The sequence below is a fragment of the Umezawaea sp. NPDC059074 genome (assembly GCF_042738955.1).
Classification (GTDB): Bacteria; Actinomycetota; Actinomycetes; order Mycobacteriales; family Pseudonocardiaceae; genus Umezawaea.
Map to the genome: position 1 here is coordinate 14,726 of NZ_JBHYHC010000114.1, position 16,353 is coordinate 31,078.

The 16,353-nt window shown below is 72.1% G+C and carries 10 protein-coding genes; 4 read left to right on the forward strand and 6 right to left on the reverse strand.

Annotated elements, in window-relative coordinates; genetic code table 11:
* Positions 1-29 precede the first annotated feature (29 nt).
* Positions 30-956 (reverse strand): phosphotransferase, encoded by a 927-nt coding sequence (locus ACFWW9_RS35230; RefSeq protein WP_390386584.1) that lies wholly within the window; start codon positions 954-956, stop codon positions 30-32.
* A gap of 28 nt (positions 957-984) precedes the next feature.
* Positions 985-1,977, reverse strand: coding sequence for a BtrH N-terminal domain-containing protein (locus tag ACFWW9_RS35235; protein WP_390386585.1), 993 nt, complete (start codon positions 1,975-1,977; stop codon positions 985-987).
* A 341-nt stretch (positions 1,978-2,318) separates the two neighbouring features.
* Between ACFWW9_RS35235 and ACFWW9_RS35240 the strand changes: the two genes are divergently transcribed.
* From ACFWW9_RS35240 to ACFWW9_RS35255, 4 genes are all read left to right on the forward strand, one after another.
* Positions 2,319-3,857, forward strand: a complete 1,539-nt coding sequence (locus ACFWW9_RS35240; RefSeq protein WP_390386595.1) for a discoidin domain-containing protein — start codon at positions 2,319-2,321, stop codon at positions 3,855-3,857.
* Positions 3,858-3,866: 9 nt separating this feature from the next.
* On the forward strand, positions 3,867-5,096 hold the full coding sequence (locus tag ACFWW9_RS35245) for an MFS transporter (protein WP_390386586.1): 1,230 nt from the start codon (positions 3,867-3,869) through the stop codon (positions 5,094-5,096).
* Complete coding sequence (locus tag ACFWW9_RS35250) at positions 5,093-6,040, forward strand: hypothetical protein (RefSeq protein ID WP_390386588.1); 948 nt, start codon at positions 5,093-5,095, stop codon at positions 6,038-6,040. Before ACFWW9_RS35245 ends, ACFWW9_RS35250 begins: the two co-directional genes overlap by 4 nt.
* Positions 6,041-6,134: 94 nt before the next feature.
* Positions 6,135-8,597, forward strand: a complete 2,463-nt coding sequence (locus ACFWW9_RS35255) for an NACHT domain-containing protein (RefSeq protein ID WP_390386589.1) — start codon at positions 6,135-6,137, stop codon at positions 8,595-8,597.
* Positions 8,598-8,607: 10 nt separating this feature from the next.
* Here ACFWW9_RS35255 and ACFWW9_RS35260 read toward each other — a convergent pair whose 3' ends face one another.
* The 4 genes from ACFWW9_RS35260 to ACFWW9_RS35275 are packed head-to-tail and all read right to left on the reverse strand — an operon-like array spanning position 8,608 to position 16,176.
* Entirely contained in the window at positions 8,608-9,582 is a 975-nt protein-coding gene (locus ACFWW9_RS35260) for a hypothetical protein (protein WP_390386591.1), read from the reverse strand.
* Between the two features lie 24 nt (positions 9,583-9,606).
* A complete protein-coding gene (locus ACFWW9_RS35265) occupies positions 9,607-11,127 on the reverse strand; it encodes an OmpL47-type beta-barrel domain-containing protein (protein WP_390386592.1) in 1,521 nt (506 codons plus the stop codon).
* 19 nt (positions 11,128-11,146) lie between these two features.
* A complete protein-coding gene (locus ACFWW9_RS35270) occupies positions 11,147-15,103 on the reverse strand; it encodes a ThuA domain-containing protein (protein WP_390386593.1) in 3,957 nt (1,318 codons plus the stop codon).
* A 20-nt stretch (positions 15,104-15,123) separates the two neighbouring features.
* A complete protein-coding gene (locus tag ACFWW9_RS35275) occupies positions 15,124-16,176 on the reverse strand; it encodes a multicopper oxidase domain-containing protein (protein WP_390386594.1) in 1,053 nt (350 codons plus the stop codon).
* Positions 16,177-16,353: the final 177 nt, after the last annotated feature.

Sequence of the window (16,353 nt, forward strand, 5' to 3'; positions counted from 1 at the left end):
GCCACCGACCAACAGCCGCGGCACGCCGCTTATTCCGCCGCCGTCCGGGAGGAGTCCAGCCGCCGTTCGAGCCAGGCCAGGGCTCCGAGGCCGAGTCGGAGCTTGGCGATGGCTATCGCCTCCAGACCCGGAGGCAGCGCCGACAGCCCGCCGAGGACCAGGAACCCGGTGTGGGCGGCGAGGACCGCGTCGAGGTCGTCCCGCGTTCCGGGGACCGCGCGGGACGCGAGGACGGACTCGGGGTCGAGGCCGTCGGCCGCCGCGCTGGACAGCAGCGTCACCAGGTCGACCAGCGGTGAGGCAGCTCGGGCATGCGGCCAGTCGACCACCGCCACGCCGTCCGCCGTCAGCAGGACGTTGTGCGGGTAGAGGTCGCAGTGCGCGAGCGCGTCGCCCCGCGCCGCGGCGAGGCCCGCGCGTTCGAGCCGGGCGAGCCGCGGCAGGTGGTCGGCCGCCCACGGCGAGTGCTCCGCCACCCGGTCCCGCTCGTCCACCAGCGCCGCCCAGCCACCCAGTCGGGGGTGGTCGCGGGCCAGACCGGCGGGAGCCGGGACGTCCAAGCGGGCGAGCAGCGCCGTGACGACCCGGTCCAGTTCCCCGGCGTCCCACGGTTGACGGGGCTCCCGGCCGTCCACGGCCTCGAACGCGAGCCCGACCCAGCGGCCGTCGTCGAACGCGCCGAGCAGCCGCGGAGCCCCCGCGGCGGTCGGCAGGACGGCGTTGACCTCGGCCTCGGCGCGGTGCAGCGCCACGTCCGACGGCCACGCGTCGCCGTCCACCGCCTTCACGAACACCCGGTGGCCGTCGACGCGGGTCAGCACCGAGGCGAACCCTGGCGAGAAGCCACCGGGGCAGCTGCGGGCGTCCACCACCGGGCCGCCGACCACCCGTTCGACCTCCGCCCGCACTGCCGTCGGGAGTCCACTCCAGACCGGGCGGCTCTTGCTCGCGCTCACCGCGGCATTCCACCACGCCCGTTGGCGTTCAGGGAGAACAGCCTTCACCGGCGAGGAGTCGCATGGCCCGGCGTTCCCGTTCCGCGAGGTCGGTCAGGACTTCCGAGGCGCGGGTCAGGTGAGCCTGCTCGCCGGTGTTCCCTGCGGTCTCGACGAGGGTGGCGACCTCGGTCCACAGCGGCGCGATCTCGGCGTACCTGGCACCGCCCTCGCGAAGGACGTCGTCGTCCGCGATCTCCGCGGCCTCGACCAGGAAGTCGCGGAACAGGACCCGGAACAGGCCGCCGCCGGTCCCGCCGCGTTCCATCAGCGTCGCGGCCAACGGCAGGTCGTGGGCGGGGTCGGCGGACCGGTCGAGCCACCGCACGACCTGCCGCGCCGCCTTGTCGATGCCGCTGTGGCCGAGGTTGGCGATGGGCGGGGTGAGGAAGGTGCGCGCGGTGGAGCGGACGGCCTCCCGGACGGCGTCGGCCGCGCTCGGCCGGTCGGCGGGGACCGCGACGGTGTAGCTGCGGTTGCGGGCGGTCATCGGGCCGCGTTCGCCACGGGCCAGTGCCAGGCTCGCCAACGTGGTCGTCACGAGGCCGCCCTGCTGGGCGGTGTCGACCAGGTGCGCGTGGGTGTCGTCGTAGCCGCGCAGCGCGGCGAAGTGACCGCCGAAGTGGACCTTGGTCGTGAAGTGGTCGAGGTGGTAGGAGTCCAGTTGCAGGCCCACCGGCCGTCCGGCGGCCAGGGCGGCGGTGACGTTCTGCCACGCCTTGCGGGGTGACGCGGTCTCCTGGACGCGCAGCTCCAGGCCCAGCCGGTCGGCCGCGTTCCGGGTGATCGTGAACGGCTTGGTCCGGCCGCCGAGGAACGGGAAGTCGAGGTACTTGGCGTCCCAGTAGACGAACCCCAGTCCCTCGCCGAGGCCGAACAGCATCGGCTCGGACAGCTCCAGGCCCTCGTGGCGCAGCAGCGCGCCGAGCGTGGTCGTCTCGCAGTGCACGCCCGCGGGGAACGCGACGTCCTCGATGATCATCCGGCTTCCCGTTCCGCTCGCTGGGCAGGCGGGACCATTCTGCCTCCCACAGTCCATTCGCAACCGATCCACCAGCGCGTTCGGGTGACGACGATGAGATCAGGACCCACTGGGAGTGCGCTGGGAAAAACTCCCGTTGCTCCTCGCCGGTGACTGGATCGTTCAACCGACTTTCGCTGCTTGTCCCGTGGAAGATCGCGACGATATGGTCGGTCTGTTAGGAAAGTTTCCTAACTAATTCACTGCCTGGTACCGCCGCGCGAGGCTCGAAGGAGCGCCCAGTGCACCCACCACCACTCCGCCGAACCCTGCCACGGGTAGTGGCGGCCACCGCCACCGTCCTGGTCGTGTCGTCGGCCGTCGCCCTCCCCGCCAACGCCGCCGACGTCCTGCTCTCCCAGGGCAAGCCGGTCGTCACGTCCACGACGGAGGGTTCCGCGCTCGGCGGCGACAAGGCCGTCGACGGCATCGGCACCACCCGCTGGGCGAGCGCCGTCAGCGCCGATCCCCAGTGGCTGCGCGTGGATCTGGGCCAACCGTCCACGGTGAACAGGGTCAAGCTGTCCTGGGAAGCCGCCTACGCCAAGAAGTACCGCCTCGAGATGTCCGACGACGGCGTCCACTTCACCTCGGTCGCCACCGTCGACAACGGCGACGGCAAGACCGACGAGCTGTCCGGCCTCACCGCGCACGGCCGGTACCTCCGGGTCGTGGGGACCACCCGCGCCACGAAGTACGGCTACTCGCTCTGGGAGGTGCAGGCCTACGGTTCGGCCGACTCGACCGGTGACACGCAGGCCCCGACCACTCCGGGCGGACTCGCGGCGGGCACGACCACGGCCACCAGCGTCGCGCTGTCCTGGTCGCCGTCGACCGACAACATCGGCGTCTCCGGCTACGACGTCCTGCGCGACGGGCAGGTCGTGGCGACCAGCACCACGACGTCGTACAACGACACCGGGCTCGCCGCGGACACCGGCTACGCCTACGCGGTCCGCGCCCGTGACGCGGCGGGGAACACCTCCGCGGTCGGCGCGACCGTCACCGCGCGGACCAAGCCGGGCGGCGGTGGCTCGTTCGTGCTCGCCGCGGCGGGCGACATCGCCGACCGGTGCACGGCGAGCGACGCGAACTGCGTCCACCCGAAGACCGCGAAGCTGGTCGAGGGGATCAACCCCGCGGCCGTGATCACCATGGGCGACAACCAGTACGACGACGCCCACCTGTCCGACTTCAAGGCCTACTACGACAAGACGTGGGGCAGGTTCAAGAACATCACCCACCCGGTCCCCGGCAACCACGAGTCCTACGACGACACCCCGTTCAAGGGCTACCGCGACTACTTCGGCCCCATCGCCACCCCGCAGGGCAAGAACTACTACTCGTGGGAGATGGGGAACTGGCACTTCCTCGCCCTGGACTCCAACGACTTCACCACCCACGACCTCGCCGAGCCCGCGCAGATCGCCTGGCTGAAGCAGGACCTCGCCGCCAACACCAAGGGCTGCGTCGCGGCGTACTACCACCACCCGCGGTTCAGCTCCGGCGACCACGGCGACAACCCGGACAGCGCCGCGCTGTGGCAGCTCCTGGTCGACAACAAGGTCGACCTGGTGCTCAACGGCCACGACCACCACTACGAGCGGTTCGTGCCGCAGAACGGGGCGGGCAAGGCCGACCCGAACGGCCCGGTGCAGATCCTCGGCGGCATGGGCGGGGCCCCGCTCTACGACGTGCACGCCGCGCACCCGACCACGGCGAAGCTGCTGTCGACGTACGGCGTGGTGAAGCTGTCGATGACCGACACCTCGTTCTCGACGCAGCTCATCGGCCTCGACAAGTCGGTGCTGGACAGCAGCCCGACCTACACCTGCCACTAGGGGGCGAGCATGTACATCGCGGCAAGCCGTGCTCCTGACCTGGCGACCACCGACCGGCGGGCCGTGCCACGACGCGTGCCCGCGAACGTGCTGGCGCTCGGGCTGGTCAGCCTCGTCACCGACGTCTCGTCGGAGATGGTCACCGCCGTGCTCCCGCTGTACCTGGTGCTGGGCCTCGGCCTGAACCCGTTGCAGTTCGGGCTGCTCGACGGGCTCTACGCGGGGGCGACCGCCGTCGTCCGCGTCCTGGGCGGCCACCTGGCGGACCGGTGGAGACGCCTCAAGGCGGTCGCCGGGGTCGGGTACGGCTTGTCCGCGGTGTGCAAGCTCGGCCTGCTGGCGGCCGGGTCGTCGGTCGCGGCCATCGGCGTCGTGCTCGCCGCCGACCGCACCGGCAAAGGTCTGCGCACCGGCCCGCGCGACGCGCTGATCTCGTTGAGCAGCGATCCCGCCGCGCTCGGCCGGTCGTTCGGCGTGCACCGGGCGATGGACACCGTCGGCGCGCTGCTCGGTCCCGTGGCCGCGATGGGCGTGCTGGCGGCCAGCCTCGGCAGCTACCCGTCGGTGTTCTTCACCAGCTTCTGCGTCGCCGCGGTCGGCGTGCTCCTGCTGGTCCTGTTCGTCAAGGACCGGCCGGGGAGCGCCGACCGCGCGGCGGTGTCCCCTCGGGCGGCGCTGGACCTGTTGCGGCTGCGGGACTTCCGTCGGATCACGCTCTGGGCGGCGGCCCTCGGGCTGGTCACGGTCGGGGACGCCTTCCTCTACCTGGCCCTGCAACGGCGGTGGGACGTGCCGGTGGCGTGGTTCCCGCTGCTGCCGCTCGGCACGGCCGCGGTCTACCTGCTGCTGGCCGTGCCGATCGGCGCTCTCGCCGACCGGGTCGGCCGCTGGCCGGTGTTCCTCGGTGGCCACGCCGCCCTCGGCGCGGCGCTGGTCGCCGTGTGCGGACCGGTGTCCGGGCCGGGCCTCGCCATGCTGGCGCTCGCGCTGCACGGCGTGTTCTACGCGGCCACGGACGGGGTGCTGATGGCGGCGGCCGGACCGCTGGTGCCGCCGGAGCTGCGGTCCACCGGGTTCGCCGTCGTCCAGACGGGGCAGGCGGTGGCCCGGATGGCGTCGTCCGTCCTCTTCGGACTGTCGTGGACGCTCTGGGGGCTCCGCCCCGCGGTGGTCGTCGCCGCGGGCCTGCTCGCGGCCGTCGTCCTCGCCGCCGCGGTCGTCAGGCCGGTGCGGTCGTGAGGCGGGTCGTGCTCGCCCTGCTCGGGGCGGTGCTGCTGATCGGGGCCGCGGTGGCGTTCACCGTGCAGGCCCGGCAGAGCGCCGCCCAGGACGAACCGCCGGTCGAGCGGCTCACGCTGGCGGCGGGCCAACTCCTGGTCCGCGACACGGTCACCGGCCGCGTCACGTCGGTGTCGCCGACCGACCCGGACGGCCCCCGCCGGTCGTCCGGGCTGAAGTGCGACCGGTTCGCGGCGGCCAAGACGACCGCGGTGTGCCTGACCGCGCGACCGGGGGTGCTGCCCGCGGTCACGGACGTGCAGGTCCTGGACGCCGACCTCGCGGTGCGCCACCAGGAGTCCCTGCCGGGCACGCCCAGCCGCGCCCGCGTGTCCCCGGACGGCGGGATCGTCACCTGGACGCTGTTCGTCACCGGCGACTCCTACGCCGCCACCGGCTTCTCCACGAGGGCCGGGCTGTACGAGGTGGCGACGGGCAGACTGGTCAAGACGATCGAGGAGCTGCCGGTGTTCACCGGCGACCGCCGCTACTTCGCCGCCGACGTCAACTACTGGGGCGTCACGTTCGCCGCGGACGGCAACCGCTTCTACGCCACCCTCGGCAGCCGGGGCACGACCCGCCTCGTCGAAGCGGACTACGGCCGCTACCAGGGGAAGGTGCTGCGCGAGAACGTCGAGTGCCCGTCGCTGTCCCCGGACGGCAAGCGGATCGCGTTCAAGAAGAAGGTGTCCGAGGGCGTCTGGCGGCTGGCCGTCCTCGACCTGGCGACGCTGGAGGAGAGGGAACTGGCGGAGCCCGGGAACGTCGACGACCAGGCGCTGTGGCAGGACGACTCGACCGTCCTCTACGGACTCGACAACGCGGTGTGGGCGGTCCCGGCCGACGGCTCGGGCAGCCCGCGGCTGGTGGCGCGGAACGCCTCCTCCCCCTCCGTCACCGGCTAGCGGGCACCGGCGTTCCCGGTGCGCCGGGAACGCCGGGTGAGCCGTTCGGGTCGATCCACCCCTTCCGGACCCCGTGACAGGGCAGGATCTCCCCGTGGACGCCGAACCCACCCCGCGAGACGGTGACGACGAGGGCCGTGTCGAACAGGTCGCCCTCGCTTCGACGTCGAGCACCGTGGTGCAGGCGGGCCGGGACGCGACGGTCACGGTCCACCACGTCCACGCCCGGTCCCCGCTGGACGAGACCGCCGCGCGGCTGGCTTCGGCCGTGCGCTCCCAGTGGGTGCGCGAGGCGGAGTCGTGGCGCGCCTACGACCCGCGTCCGTTGCGGGTGCGGTGGCGACCCGCCGACCTCGGCGACCGGCACGTCCCCGCCGCCGGGAAGGGGGAGCTGGACGACCTCGTCGAGGTGCACCGGACCGCGCCCGGCGGCCGCGTGCTGGTCCTCGGCGGTCCTGGTTCCGGGAAGACGGTCCTGGCGGTGCACTTCCTGCTGACGACCGCGGCGGCGCGCGCCGAGCCCGGCGGCCGGGTCCCCGTCCTGTTCGGCCTGGGGTCGTGGAACCCGGAGGTGCCGCTGCGCGACTGGCTGGCGGACCGGCTGGCGCGGGACTACCCGATCGGCCTCGCCCTCGCCGCCGACCTAGTGGCCGACGACCGAGTGCTGCCGATCCTCGACGGTTTCGACGAGATCGCCGACGGCCTGCACGCCCGTGCCTTGGCCGAGCTGAACGCGACCACCATGCCGCTGGTCGTGACCAGCAGGCCCGACGAGTACCGGACGGCGGTCGAGGCCACCGCACGCCGCCTGACGCGGGCGGTCGCGGTGGAGTTGGAGGACCTCGACCCCGCGGACCGGGCGGACTACCTGACGCGCGGCACGCACCGGACCACCGTCGTCGACGGCCGGGCGGTCCCCCTCTGGGACCCCGTCCTGGAACGGATCGACCAGGACGGTTCCCTCCACCAGGCGCTCGCCACGCCGTTGATGGTGGGGCTGGCCCGCACCGTCTACGGCGAGACGCCGGACGCCGATCCCACCGAGTTGCTGGACGCGGAACGCTTCCCGACCGCGCGCCACGTCGAACAGCACCTGCTGGCCTCCTGGGTGCCCGCGGTCCACCGCCCCTCGCGCGGGGCGGGCTGGGAGACCGAGCAGGTCGAGCACTGGCTGGCGTTCCTGGCCCGGCACCTGCGGCGGTCCGGCACGCCGGACCTGGCGTGGTGGCGGCTCGACACCGCCGTGCCACGACTCCCCCGCGCGCTCCTCACCGGCGCGACCACGGGAGCGGTCGCCGCGGGCTGGGCGTGGCTGGTCCTCGGCTCACCGGTCGCGGCGCTGGTGGGCCTGCCCGTGGCGGCGGTGGTCGCGCTCGCCGTGAGCACGGGACCGCGGTGGCTGAGGGCGCTGGGCGCGTTCCTGGTCGGCCTGGGGTTCGGAGCGCCCGCGGCGTTCCTCCCCCACGCCGACAGCGCTGTCCGGGCGCTGGCGGCGGGACTGGTGTTCCTGGGACTCCACCGCCTCGCGGGCCCCTCCGACCCCGTTCCCTCGTCCTTCCGGTTCCGCGGTCGCCCCCGCCCCGGCGAGGTCTGGCGAAAGGCCCGGTTCGTCGTCGCCGGGGCGCTGCTGGGCGAACTGATGGCGCTGTCCCTGTTCGTGGTCCGCCCCGGCGACCTGCGGGACCGGCCGATCGACCTCACCTCGACGCGGTTCGTCCTCGTCTCGGTGGAACTCGTCGCCCTCTTCGTGTTCCTGGCCCTGCTGTACGGGATCGCGTCGGACTTCTCCGTTCGCCTGCACCGCAAGAGGTTCGTCATCGTCGCCGTGCTCGCGATCGTCCTGTTCAGCGCGGTGGAGATGCTCTTCGGGTCCGGACACGTACCCGTCGACCGGTTCCCCGGTCTGGTGCTGCTCGGGCTGTGGGTGTCGGTGACCCCGACCGACGACACCGGTTTCCTCGCCGGGACGCGGAAGCAGTTCGTCGACTTCCAGCTCGCCAGCTACGTGGTGACTAGCGGACTGACCGGCACGTTCGGCGGAGCGGCGTTCGGCGCGGTCATGGCGATCACGGGGTCCTCGGTGGACGAGCGGCTCCCGGCCTGGGTGAACATCCCCGTCTGCACCCTGGTCGGAGCCGTGCTCGGGGTGCTGGTCGGCGTCGTGGCCGCGATCGCCGCCCGCGCCGCGCGGGTGATCACCGACTTGGAGACGACGATCGACCTGCGGAGCGCGACCAGCCCGTCGAGTTCCCTGGCGATGGACCGGACGAACGCGATCATCCAGGCAACGGCGTTCGCGTTGGCGCTCGGGATGCTCACGTGGATCGCCACCGTCGAGATGGCGGTGGCGGTGGGCGGGATCGCGGGTGTGGTGCTGCTGTCCGGCAAAGCCTGGGGGCGGTGGCTGGTGATCACCCGGTTCTGGTTGCCGCTGACGGGGAAGCTGCCGTGGCGGCTCCCGCGGTTCCTGGCCGAGGCGCGGCGGCTCGGTGTGCTGCGCCAGGCGGGCGCGGTGCACCAGTTCCGCCACGCCCGCCTCCAGGACCACTACACGTGAGCGGCTCACCTCACAGGCGCGCCTTGCCCTTCACCGCCACGGAGGCGTCCACCCGCGCGAGGCGGTTCGCGGCGCGCTCCTTCGCGGTGCCGCGCGTGCTGTCGGCGGTCGCGGCCTTGGCCGCGGTCGGCTCGGACCGCTCCCCCACGACCCCGCCGCGGATCCGGTTGTTGGCCGCCACCTCGCCGACCGGCGTGTTCGCGGTCAGTGTGAGCGCGCCGTTGATCACGTTGTCGTCGAGCGTCGTGCGGCCGCCGGTGGTGTTGGAGACGCTGACGTCCCTGGCGAAGTAGCCGCCGGAGGCGCAGGTGTCGAGGCCGCCGTTCGGGCCGAGCTGCACGCCGCCGACGTTGCCCGCGAACGTGGACTTCCCCTGCACCGCGCTGCCGCACACCACGCTGCCGGTCGCGTTGTTCAGCACGGACAGGGTGCCGTCGACGAACGTGCCGTGCACGTCGGTGAAGTACGCCCCGTTGGTGCCGACGTTGCCGGTCACCTCGCTGTCGGTCAGCACCACCTCGCCGACGCCCGCGGTGACCGTGCCGTCGACCTTGGACCCCCGCTCGGCGAACAGGAACCCCTCGATGGTGGCTGAGCCCTTCGGCTGGAGCACCACGCCGCCGGTGTCGGAGTTCTTCAGGAACACGCCGAACCCGCCCGCCGCCAGGGTGACGGCCCCGTCCACGCGGGTGTCGGTCGCGTCGAGGTAGCCGTCGGCCGCGACGGCGACCGCGCCGTTGACCCGGCCGCCGCTGATCACGAGGTTCGCGCCCGCCGCCACGCGCACGTCGCCGGTGACGGTCGTGCCGCGCAGCGAGCACGACTCGCCCGCGGGCACGAACAGGTCGTTCGGGACCGTGACGGCCCCGCCGCTGCCCACGCAGTACGTCACGAGGTCAGCACTGGCGCTCGGGGCCGTGCCCACCACCGACGCGGTGACGAGGGCGATCGAGATCGCGAAGGTGGAGGCGGTCCGTGCAGCCATCTGGGTTCTCCCTGCTGTGCGAAGCTACTTGCCGATGTCGGATCGCGAGGCCGCGCGCACGAGGACGCCCTGCTGCCTGCGGGTCAGCACGCCACCGGTCACGAGGTCGCCGGTGACCAGTTCGACGTGCCGGACGAACGCCCCGTGGTCGGGGTACCCGCGGTGCTGGTCGACGAGGTCGCTGACGGTGCAGCCGTTCCCGGTGTCGACGTTCGGGACCAGGGTGTCGTCCTGGCCGATGACCACGGTCGGGCGCTCGTCGGAGTCCGGGCACGCGTCGGAGCCCGAGCCGACGACGGTGAACGTCACGGTCCGCTCCGCCGCGGTGTTGCCCGCGTTGTCCGAGGCCCGGTAGCGCACGGTGTGCGCGCCGAGGGCGTTCACCGCGACCGGTGCCGTGTACGGCGTCCAGCTCCCGTTGTCCAGCAGGTACTCCACGAGCTTCACGCCGGACCCCGCGTCCGTCGCGGTGATCGTCACGGTCGCCCGGCCGACGTAGTCGCCGGTCGGGGTGGTGGTCCCGGAGAGCGCGGCGGACGTCGTCGGGGGCGTGGTGTCGACCGGCGGGGCGGCGACCACGGTGAAGCTGACCATGCCTTCCGGGGACACGTTCCCGGCCTTGTCCCTGGCGCGGAAGTGCACCATGTGCGAGCCGACCTCGGTGACGTCGAACGGCCCCGTGTACCGGGTCCAGGTGCCGGAGTGCGCCTGGTACTCGACGAGGTCGACCCCGGAGTCGGCGTCGGTCGCGGTGATGGTGACGGTGGCCTTGTCGACGTAGTTGCCCGCCCCGTCCTTGGTGCCCGCCACGCTCCCGGCCACGGTGGGCGGTGTGGTGTCGGAGGGTGGCGCGACGACGCGGAACGCCGTCGAGCCGATGGTGGAGGTGTTGCCCGCCACGTCGGTCGCCCGGAAGCGCACGGTGTGGTCGCCGACCGCGGTGACTCGAACCGGTGCGGTGTAGGGGTTGAAGCCGCCGCCGTCGACCTCGTGCTCGACCAGGCCCACCCCGGAACCCGAGTCGGACGCGGTGACGGTGACCGTGGCGCTGCCGAGGAACTCGCCCGCGGCGTTCTTCGAGCCGGTGACGTCCGCGACCACCGTCGGCGGTGTCACGTCCTCACCGCCCGCGGTCACGGTGAACTCCCCCACCATCGACCCGTGGCCGGGGATCGAGCAGAAGTAGCGGTACTTGCCGGGCGTGAGGGTGACCGTGGCCTCGTGCCTGCCGTTCTGGGTGTCGAACGGGTTGGCCAGGACGTTGAGGTCGACGTCGTGGTTGTAGCCGACGGCCGAGGTGTCGAAGGTGAGGGTGTGCGGCATGCCCGTCGTGTTGCCGGTGGCCTCGCTGTTCTCCCAGACGATCTTCGTCACGCCCGCGGTCGCCGTGATGGGCGCGGACTTGTAGCGGGTGATGTCGTTGTCGGCCGTCCAGGTCAGCACCTGCTCCTGGGCCCGCACGGGCGCCGCCGAGGCCGCGACCACGGCCATCGGCGACACCCACAGCAGGGCGCAGGTCGCACCGGCGATCAAGCGTCGAAACATGCCGCACCTCTCGTGGTGACTACAGCGACCGCACCCGGACGTCGCGGAACTCGATCAGGTCGCTGGTCCCGTGGTTCTGGAGCCCCACGAAGCCGGTGGCGAACTGGCGCAGGTCCGTCGGCGGGTCACCGGCCCGCGACGACTGCTTGCCCGGCGTGTTGTCGAACTCGTTGATCACCACGCCCTCGCGCAGGATCGTGTAGTGCTGCCCGACGACCCGGACCTCGTAGTTGCTCCAGGTCTCCTTCGGGGGCACGCCGCCCTCCGGCAGCCCGATCGGGTCGAAGTTGTAGATCGACCCCGTCTTCTGCGGCTCGCCGGTGGCCCCGTCGTAGATCTGGACCTCGTGGCCGCAGAAGATCGCGACCCAGGCGGGCGACGTGCGCGCCGACCCCGTGGTGCCGCAACTGCCCGGCGGCCGTTGTTCCAGCGGGATGCGGGGATCGGGGAACCGGGTGAGCACACCGCTGTTGGCGCGGGTGCCCTCCGGCGACTTGTCGCGGAACTGGAGCTTCAGCGAGAAGTCGCCGAACTGCTTGGCCGAGTACCAGAGCATGCCCAGCCCGCCGGAGGAGCGCAGCGAGCCGTCCGGCTGGATCGAGAACGAGCCGCTCGGGGCCTGCGTCCAGCCCAGCAATGACTTCTCCGTGCCGTCGAACAGGGGCTCGTAGCCGGTGTTGGCGGGCGTGCCGACGTCCGACCCGGCCGCCGTGCGGACGATCGCGCCGCTCTCCCGTGCCGTGAGCACGCCGTCCTTGCGCAACTGGTCGGTGACGGCGGTGACGTGGCGGACGAACGCGCCGTGGTCCGGCCACGCGCTCTCGTCGTCGATCAGGTCGTTGACCGTGCAGCCGCCGCCGACGTCCTTGTTGGCGACACCGGAGTCCTGGTCGCCCACCCACACCATGTCGCGGTTGTCGGTGGTCGCGCAGCCGACGTTCGCCGCGACCGGCACGACCTGGGTCTCCCCGTCGGCGTAGGTCACGGTGAGCTTCGCCTGGTAGGTCCCGACCTTCGCGTAGGTGTGCCGCGGGTCGGCCTCGGTCGACGAGCCGCCGTCGCCGAAGTCCCAGCGGTAGGACGCGCCGCCGGACCGCGAGCCGGTGAAGCCCAGGGTGAGCGGCTTGTTCTGCACCGCGACGGACGTCGCCGCGGGCTTCGGCGTCTTCGCACCGCCCTGGTAGGTGATCCGGATGAGCTTCTGGTTGGGGTGCAAGGTGAAGAACCCTCCGCCGTAGTCGAGCAGGTACAGCGCGCCGTCACGGCCGAACTTCGCGTCCATCCAGCTCTGCAACCGGTCGTTGCCGTTGCCGCTGGGGATGATCGCGCGCAGCGACTCGGCGAACGCCGGGGGCGCGGCGGTCGGCACGCCCGCCGGGTCGACGGTCACCGCGATCCGGTTGGCGGCGTTGGACTGGTCGCCGATGAACCACTTGTCGTCCCAGTACTCCGGCCAGGCGACACCGCTGCCGGTGTCCACCAGTTCCCGGTGGTAGGTGGGACCGGACATGACCGCCTGGCCGCCACCGCGCAGGTACGGCTGCGTGTAGGTGGCGTCTGCCGCGTTGTAGGTCGGGACGCCGCTGCCGTCGGAGCGGGCGGGGAACACCGGGCCGCCGCCGTCCGGGGAGTACCAGATCATGTTGTTCTGCACCGGGGGCAGGTCGACCAGGCCGGTGTTGCGCGGCGACTCGTTCTTCGGCGCGTCGCAGTCGTACCAGCCGGTGAGCTTGGTGGCGTCGGTGGTGCTCCGGTCGCGGTAGGGCTGCTTGTTGCCCATGCAGTACGGCCAGCCGTGGTTGCCCGCCTTGGTGATGATCGTCGCGGTCTCGTACTTGGCGGGGCCCAGGTCCGGGCTCGGCGAGGTCGCGTCCGGACCGACCCACGCGGCGGTCAGCCACTGGGTGGTCGGGTCGATCTGGAGGCGGGAGATGTTGCGCACGCCCATCACGTAGATCTCCGGCCGGGTCTTCTCGGTGCCCGGCGGGAACAGGTTGTCCTGCGGGATCGTGTACGTGCCGTCCGCCTCCGGGTGGATGCGGATGATCTTGCCGTTCAGGTCGTTGGTGTTGCCCGCCGTGCGCCGGGCGTCCTGGAAGGACAGTCCCTGCCAGTCGGCGGTCCAGTTGTTGCCGGAGTAGCCCGACGAACCCTGGGAGGAGTTGCTGTCACCGGAGCCGACGTACAGGTTCCCCTTGGCGTCGAACGCCATGCCGCCGCCCGCGTGGCAGCAGCTGTGCTGCTGGACCTCCCACTGGAGCAGGTCCTTGCGCGTGGCCAGGTCGATCTTCTGCGCGGTGCGGTCGTAGGTCAGCCGGGAGATGGTGCGCTTGCCGGTCCGCTTCTCCCGGTCCACGGTGTCCTGCGGCATCCAGTAGACGTAGAGCCACCCGTTGTCGGTGAACGCCGGGTCGGGCACGATGCCCAGCAGGCCCTCCTCGTTCTTCACCAGCTCGGTGCCGCTGCCGCGGTTGCCCATCACCGGAAGGGTCGCCAGCAGCGCGACCTGCTTGGTGTCGGGCTTGAACTGGTGGATCGTGCCGCAGCCCAGGCCGACCTTCGGGTCGGTCCAGTCGACGACCGGGCCGGACGGGCAGGCCGCCTTGCCGACGTAGAACACCGTGCCGTCCGGGGCGACGGTCAGGCCGTGCGGCTCGCCGATCTGGTCGAGCTGACCGGTCTGGTTGGCCGCGGTCAGGCGTTCGATCTTGTAGTTCGCGGCGATCGTGGCCTGGCAGTCACCGCGCACCAGACCGGTGGTCCACTTCAGCGCGCCGGCCAGGTGGCCGCGGAACGCGTCCTCCCCGTAGCTCGCCTCGGTGTGGCCCATGCCGGTGTAGAACGACCGGCCGCCCTCGTAGTCGCGGCACCAGGACACCGGGTGGAACGGCCCGTTGGCCCCCTGTCCCGCGTCGTACCGCCACTCCTCCACCTGCGCGACGGTGTGCACGGTCCCCACCGGGCTCGGATCCCAGTTGTACCACCGGTCCGAGCGCGAGACGGTGAGCGGCAGGTCCTTGGTCGCCGGGTGCTGCCGGTCCAGGACGTCGACCACGGACTGGCGCACCTCCGGCGTCGGCGGCGGGTCGCCGGAGACGAGCCGGAAGTCGGCGAGCTGGATCAGCGGCTCGCCGGAGTTCGCCGTGATGGTCAGGCGGTAGTGCAGGAACGGTTTCGGGTCGGCGATGGTGAACGACCGGGTCTGGAGGCGGTCCGGGAACGCCTGGCCGGTCTGCCGGTCCAGGTCGGTCCAGTTCGTGCCGTCCGCGGACCCCTGCACCGTCCAGTCCTTCGGGTCGCGGCCCTGGGTGTCGTTGGCCGACGTGAGCGTGTAGCGCTTCGCCGAGGCGGCGGCGCGCAACCGGTAGGACACCCAGCCCGTCGGGGTGCGGGCGAGCCACTTGGTGGCCGGGTTGCCGTCGGTCAGCTTCTCCTTGGTCTCGTTCGGCGGGTTCTCGCCGCTCGCCGTCACGGTTTCCACCACGGGCTCGTTGCCCACGGGCCGGGTGCCGATGAGGCCGGTGAACCAGGTCGACTGCTCCTGGGCCTTGGCGGCGTCGCCCACGCCGAGGAAACCCCCGCCCGCCTTCAGGTAGTCGCGCAGGACGGCCTCCTGGTCCGGCGTGAGGGTCGCGCCCTGCGCCGACAGGAACACGACGCCGCGGTACCGGGCGAGGTTCGCCGCGGTGAACGCGGCCGGGTCCGACGACTGCTCGACGGCGATGCCGTTGGCCGCGCCGATCTCCCGCAGCGCCTCGACCGCGCGCACGACGGGGTCCTGCTGGTCGGCGGCGGCGCCGTGGAACACCAGGACGGACACCGGCGCGGCGGCGGTGACCGCGGGCGCCGGGGCGGCCGTCACCGCGGAGGGCGCGGTCAGCGTCCCGCCGAGCACCATCACCGCGGCGGCGAAGGCCGCCACCGCGTGCCTGCCCGTCCTCCGGCGCGAACCGCGTGGAGACGTCCTTGGCCCCATCCCTGACTCCTTAACCGTGGTCACGACGGCGAGTGCTGGTGCTGCCCGGTGGCCGGGTCCGCCGCCGGGGCGACCGCCGTGCCGTGGGCGTGGCCGCGGAAGCGGTCGATCGCCTCCTGCGCGCCGGGCGGCATCCCGCCGTCGGCCGTGCGCACGAGGAAGATCCCGGACATCCCGGTCTCCGAGTGGTTCTGCACGTGGCAGTGGTACATCCACGCGCCGGGCCCGACGCCCTCCCCGGCCAGCACCTGGAACCCGAACGAGCTGCCGGGGTTGAGGTCCTTGTTGTCGACCACCTGGCTGGGGTCGGTCGGGCCTTCGAGCATCCCGGTGCGGTTGTCCGCCCACCGGTGCGCGTGCAGGTGGAAGGTGTGGAACTGGTTGCCGTGGCCGATCGCGATCCACTCGACCCGCTGGCCGAGGTTCGCCTCGAACAGCGGCGTGTTCGGCGCGATCTGGTTGTTGATGGACATCTCGTTGAACACGACGGTGATCTGCTTGTCCGGCAGGATGTCGCCGCGGCGGCGCACCACGAGCGCGCCGTACAGGCCGCGGGCGATGCCGAGGGTCCCGTGGTCGGTGCCCATGGCGTGGTCGTGGTAGTGCCAGTAGCCCGCGCTGCCCGGCATCCAGCGCCGTCCGGCGGCGGCGAACATCTCCCGCGACCGCCAGGTGTAGGTGCGCGTCTCGCCGGGGTTGTTGAAGGAGGCGTTGAGCGGACTGCCGTCGGACTCGGTGCTGTAGTCGACGCCGTGCGGGTGGATGGACATCCGCCGGTCGGTGTTGTTGACGAGGGTGATCTCCAGGGTGTCGCCCTCGTAGATCTCCAGCACCGGGCCGGGGATCGTCGCCTGTCCGGGTGCGAGGCCGTAGCCGTACAGGTTGCCGGGCAGGGCTTCCGCGTAGATCGTGACCTTCCGGACCGTCCCCGATTGCGCGGTGGCGGACTCGTAGGGCGCGGCGACGCCGAGGGTCATGGCCACGGGCGCGGCCAGCCCCGCCGCACCGGTGGCCAGCACCGCGCGGCGGGACACCAGTGAGGTCAGCCAGCCGGGCCGGGCGCGCTCGTCCATCGTTCTCCATCCGGGTCGACGGGAAATCGGCGGAGACAGGATTCGGACGTGGGAGAACGGCACGAGAGCGCGATTTCCGAAAAAGCGCGCGTTGATTCGAGGGCACCATTCACGGAATGGTTGCCAACGTTGTCTACCTATCGCCCCCGTGTCGTTCCTTTTGCTTCAACCATTCGA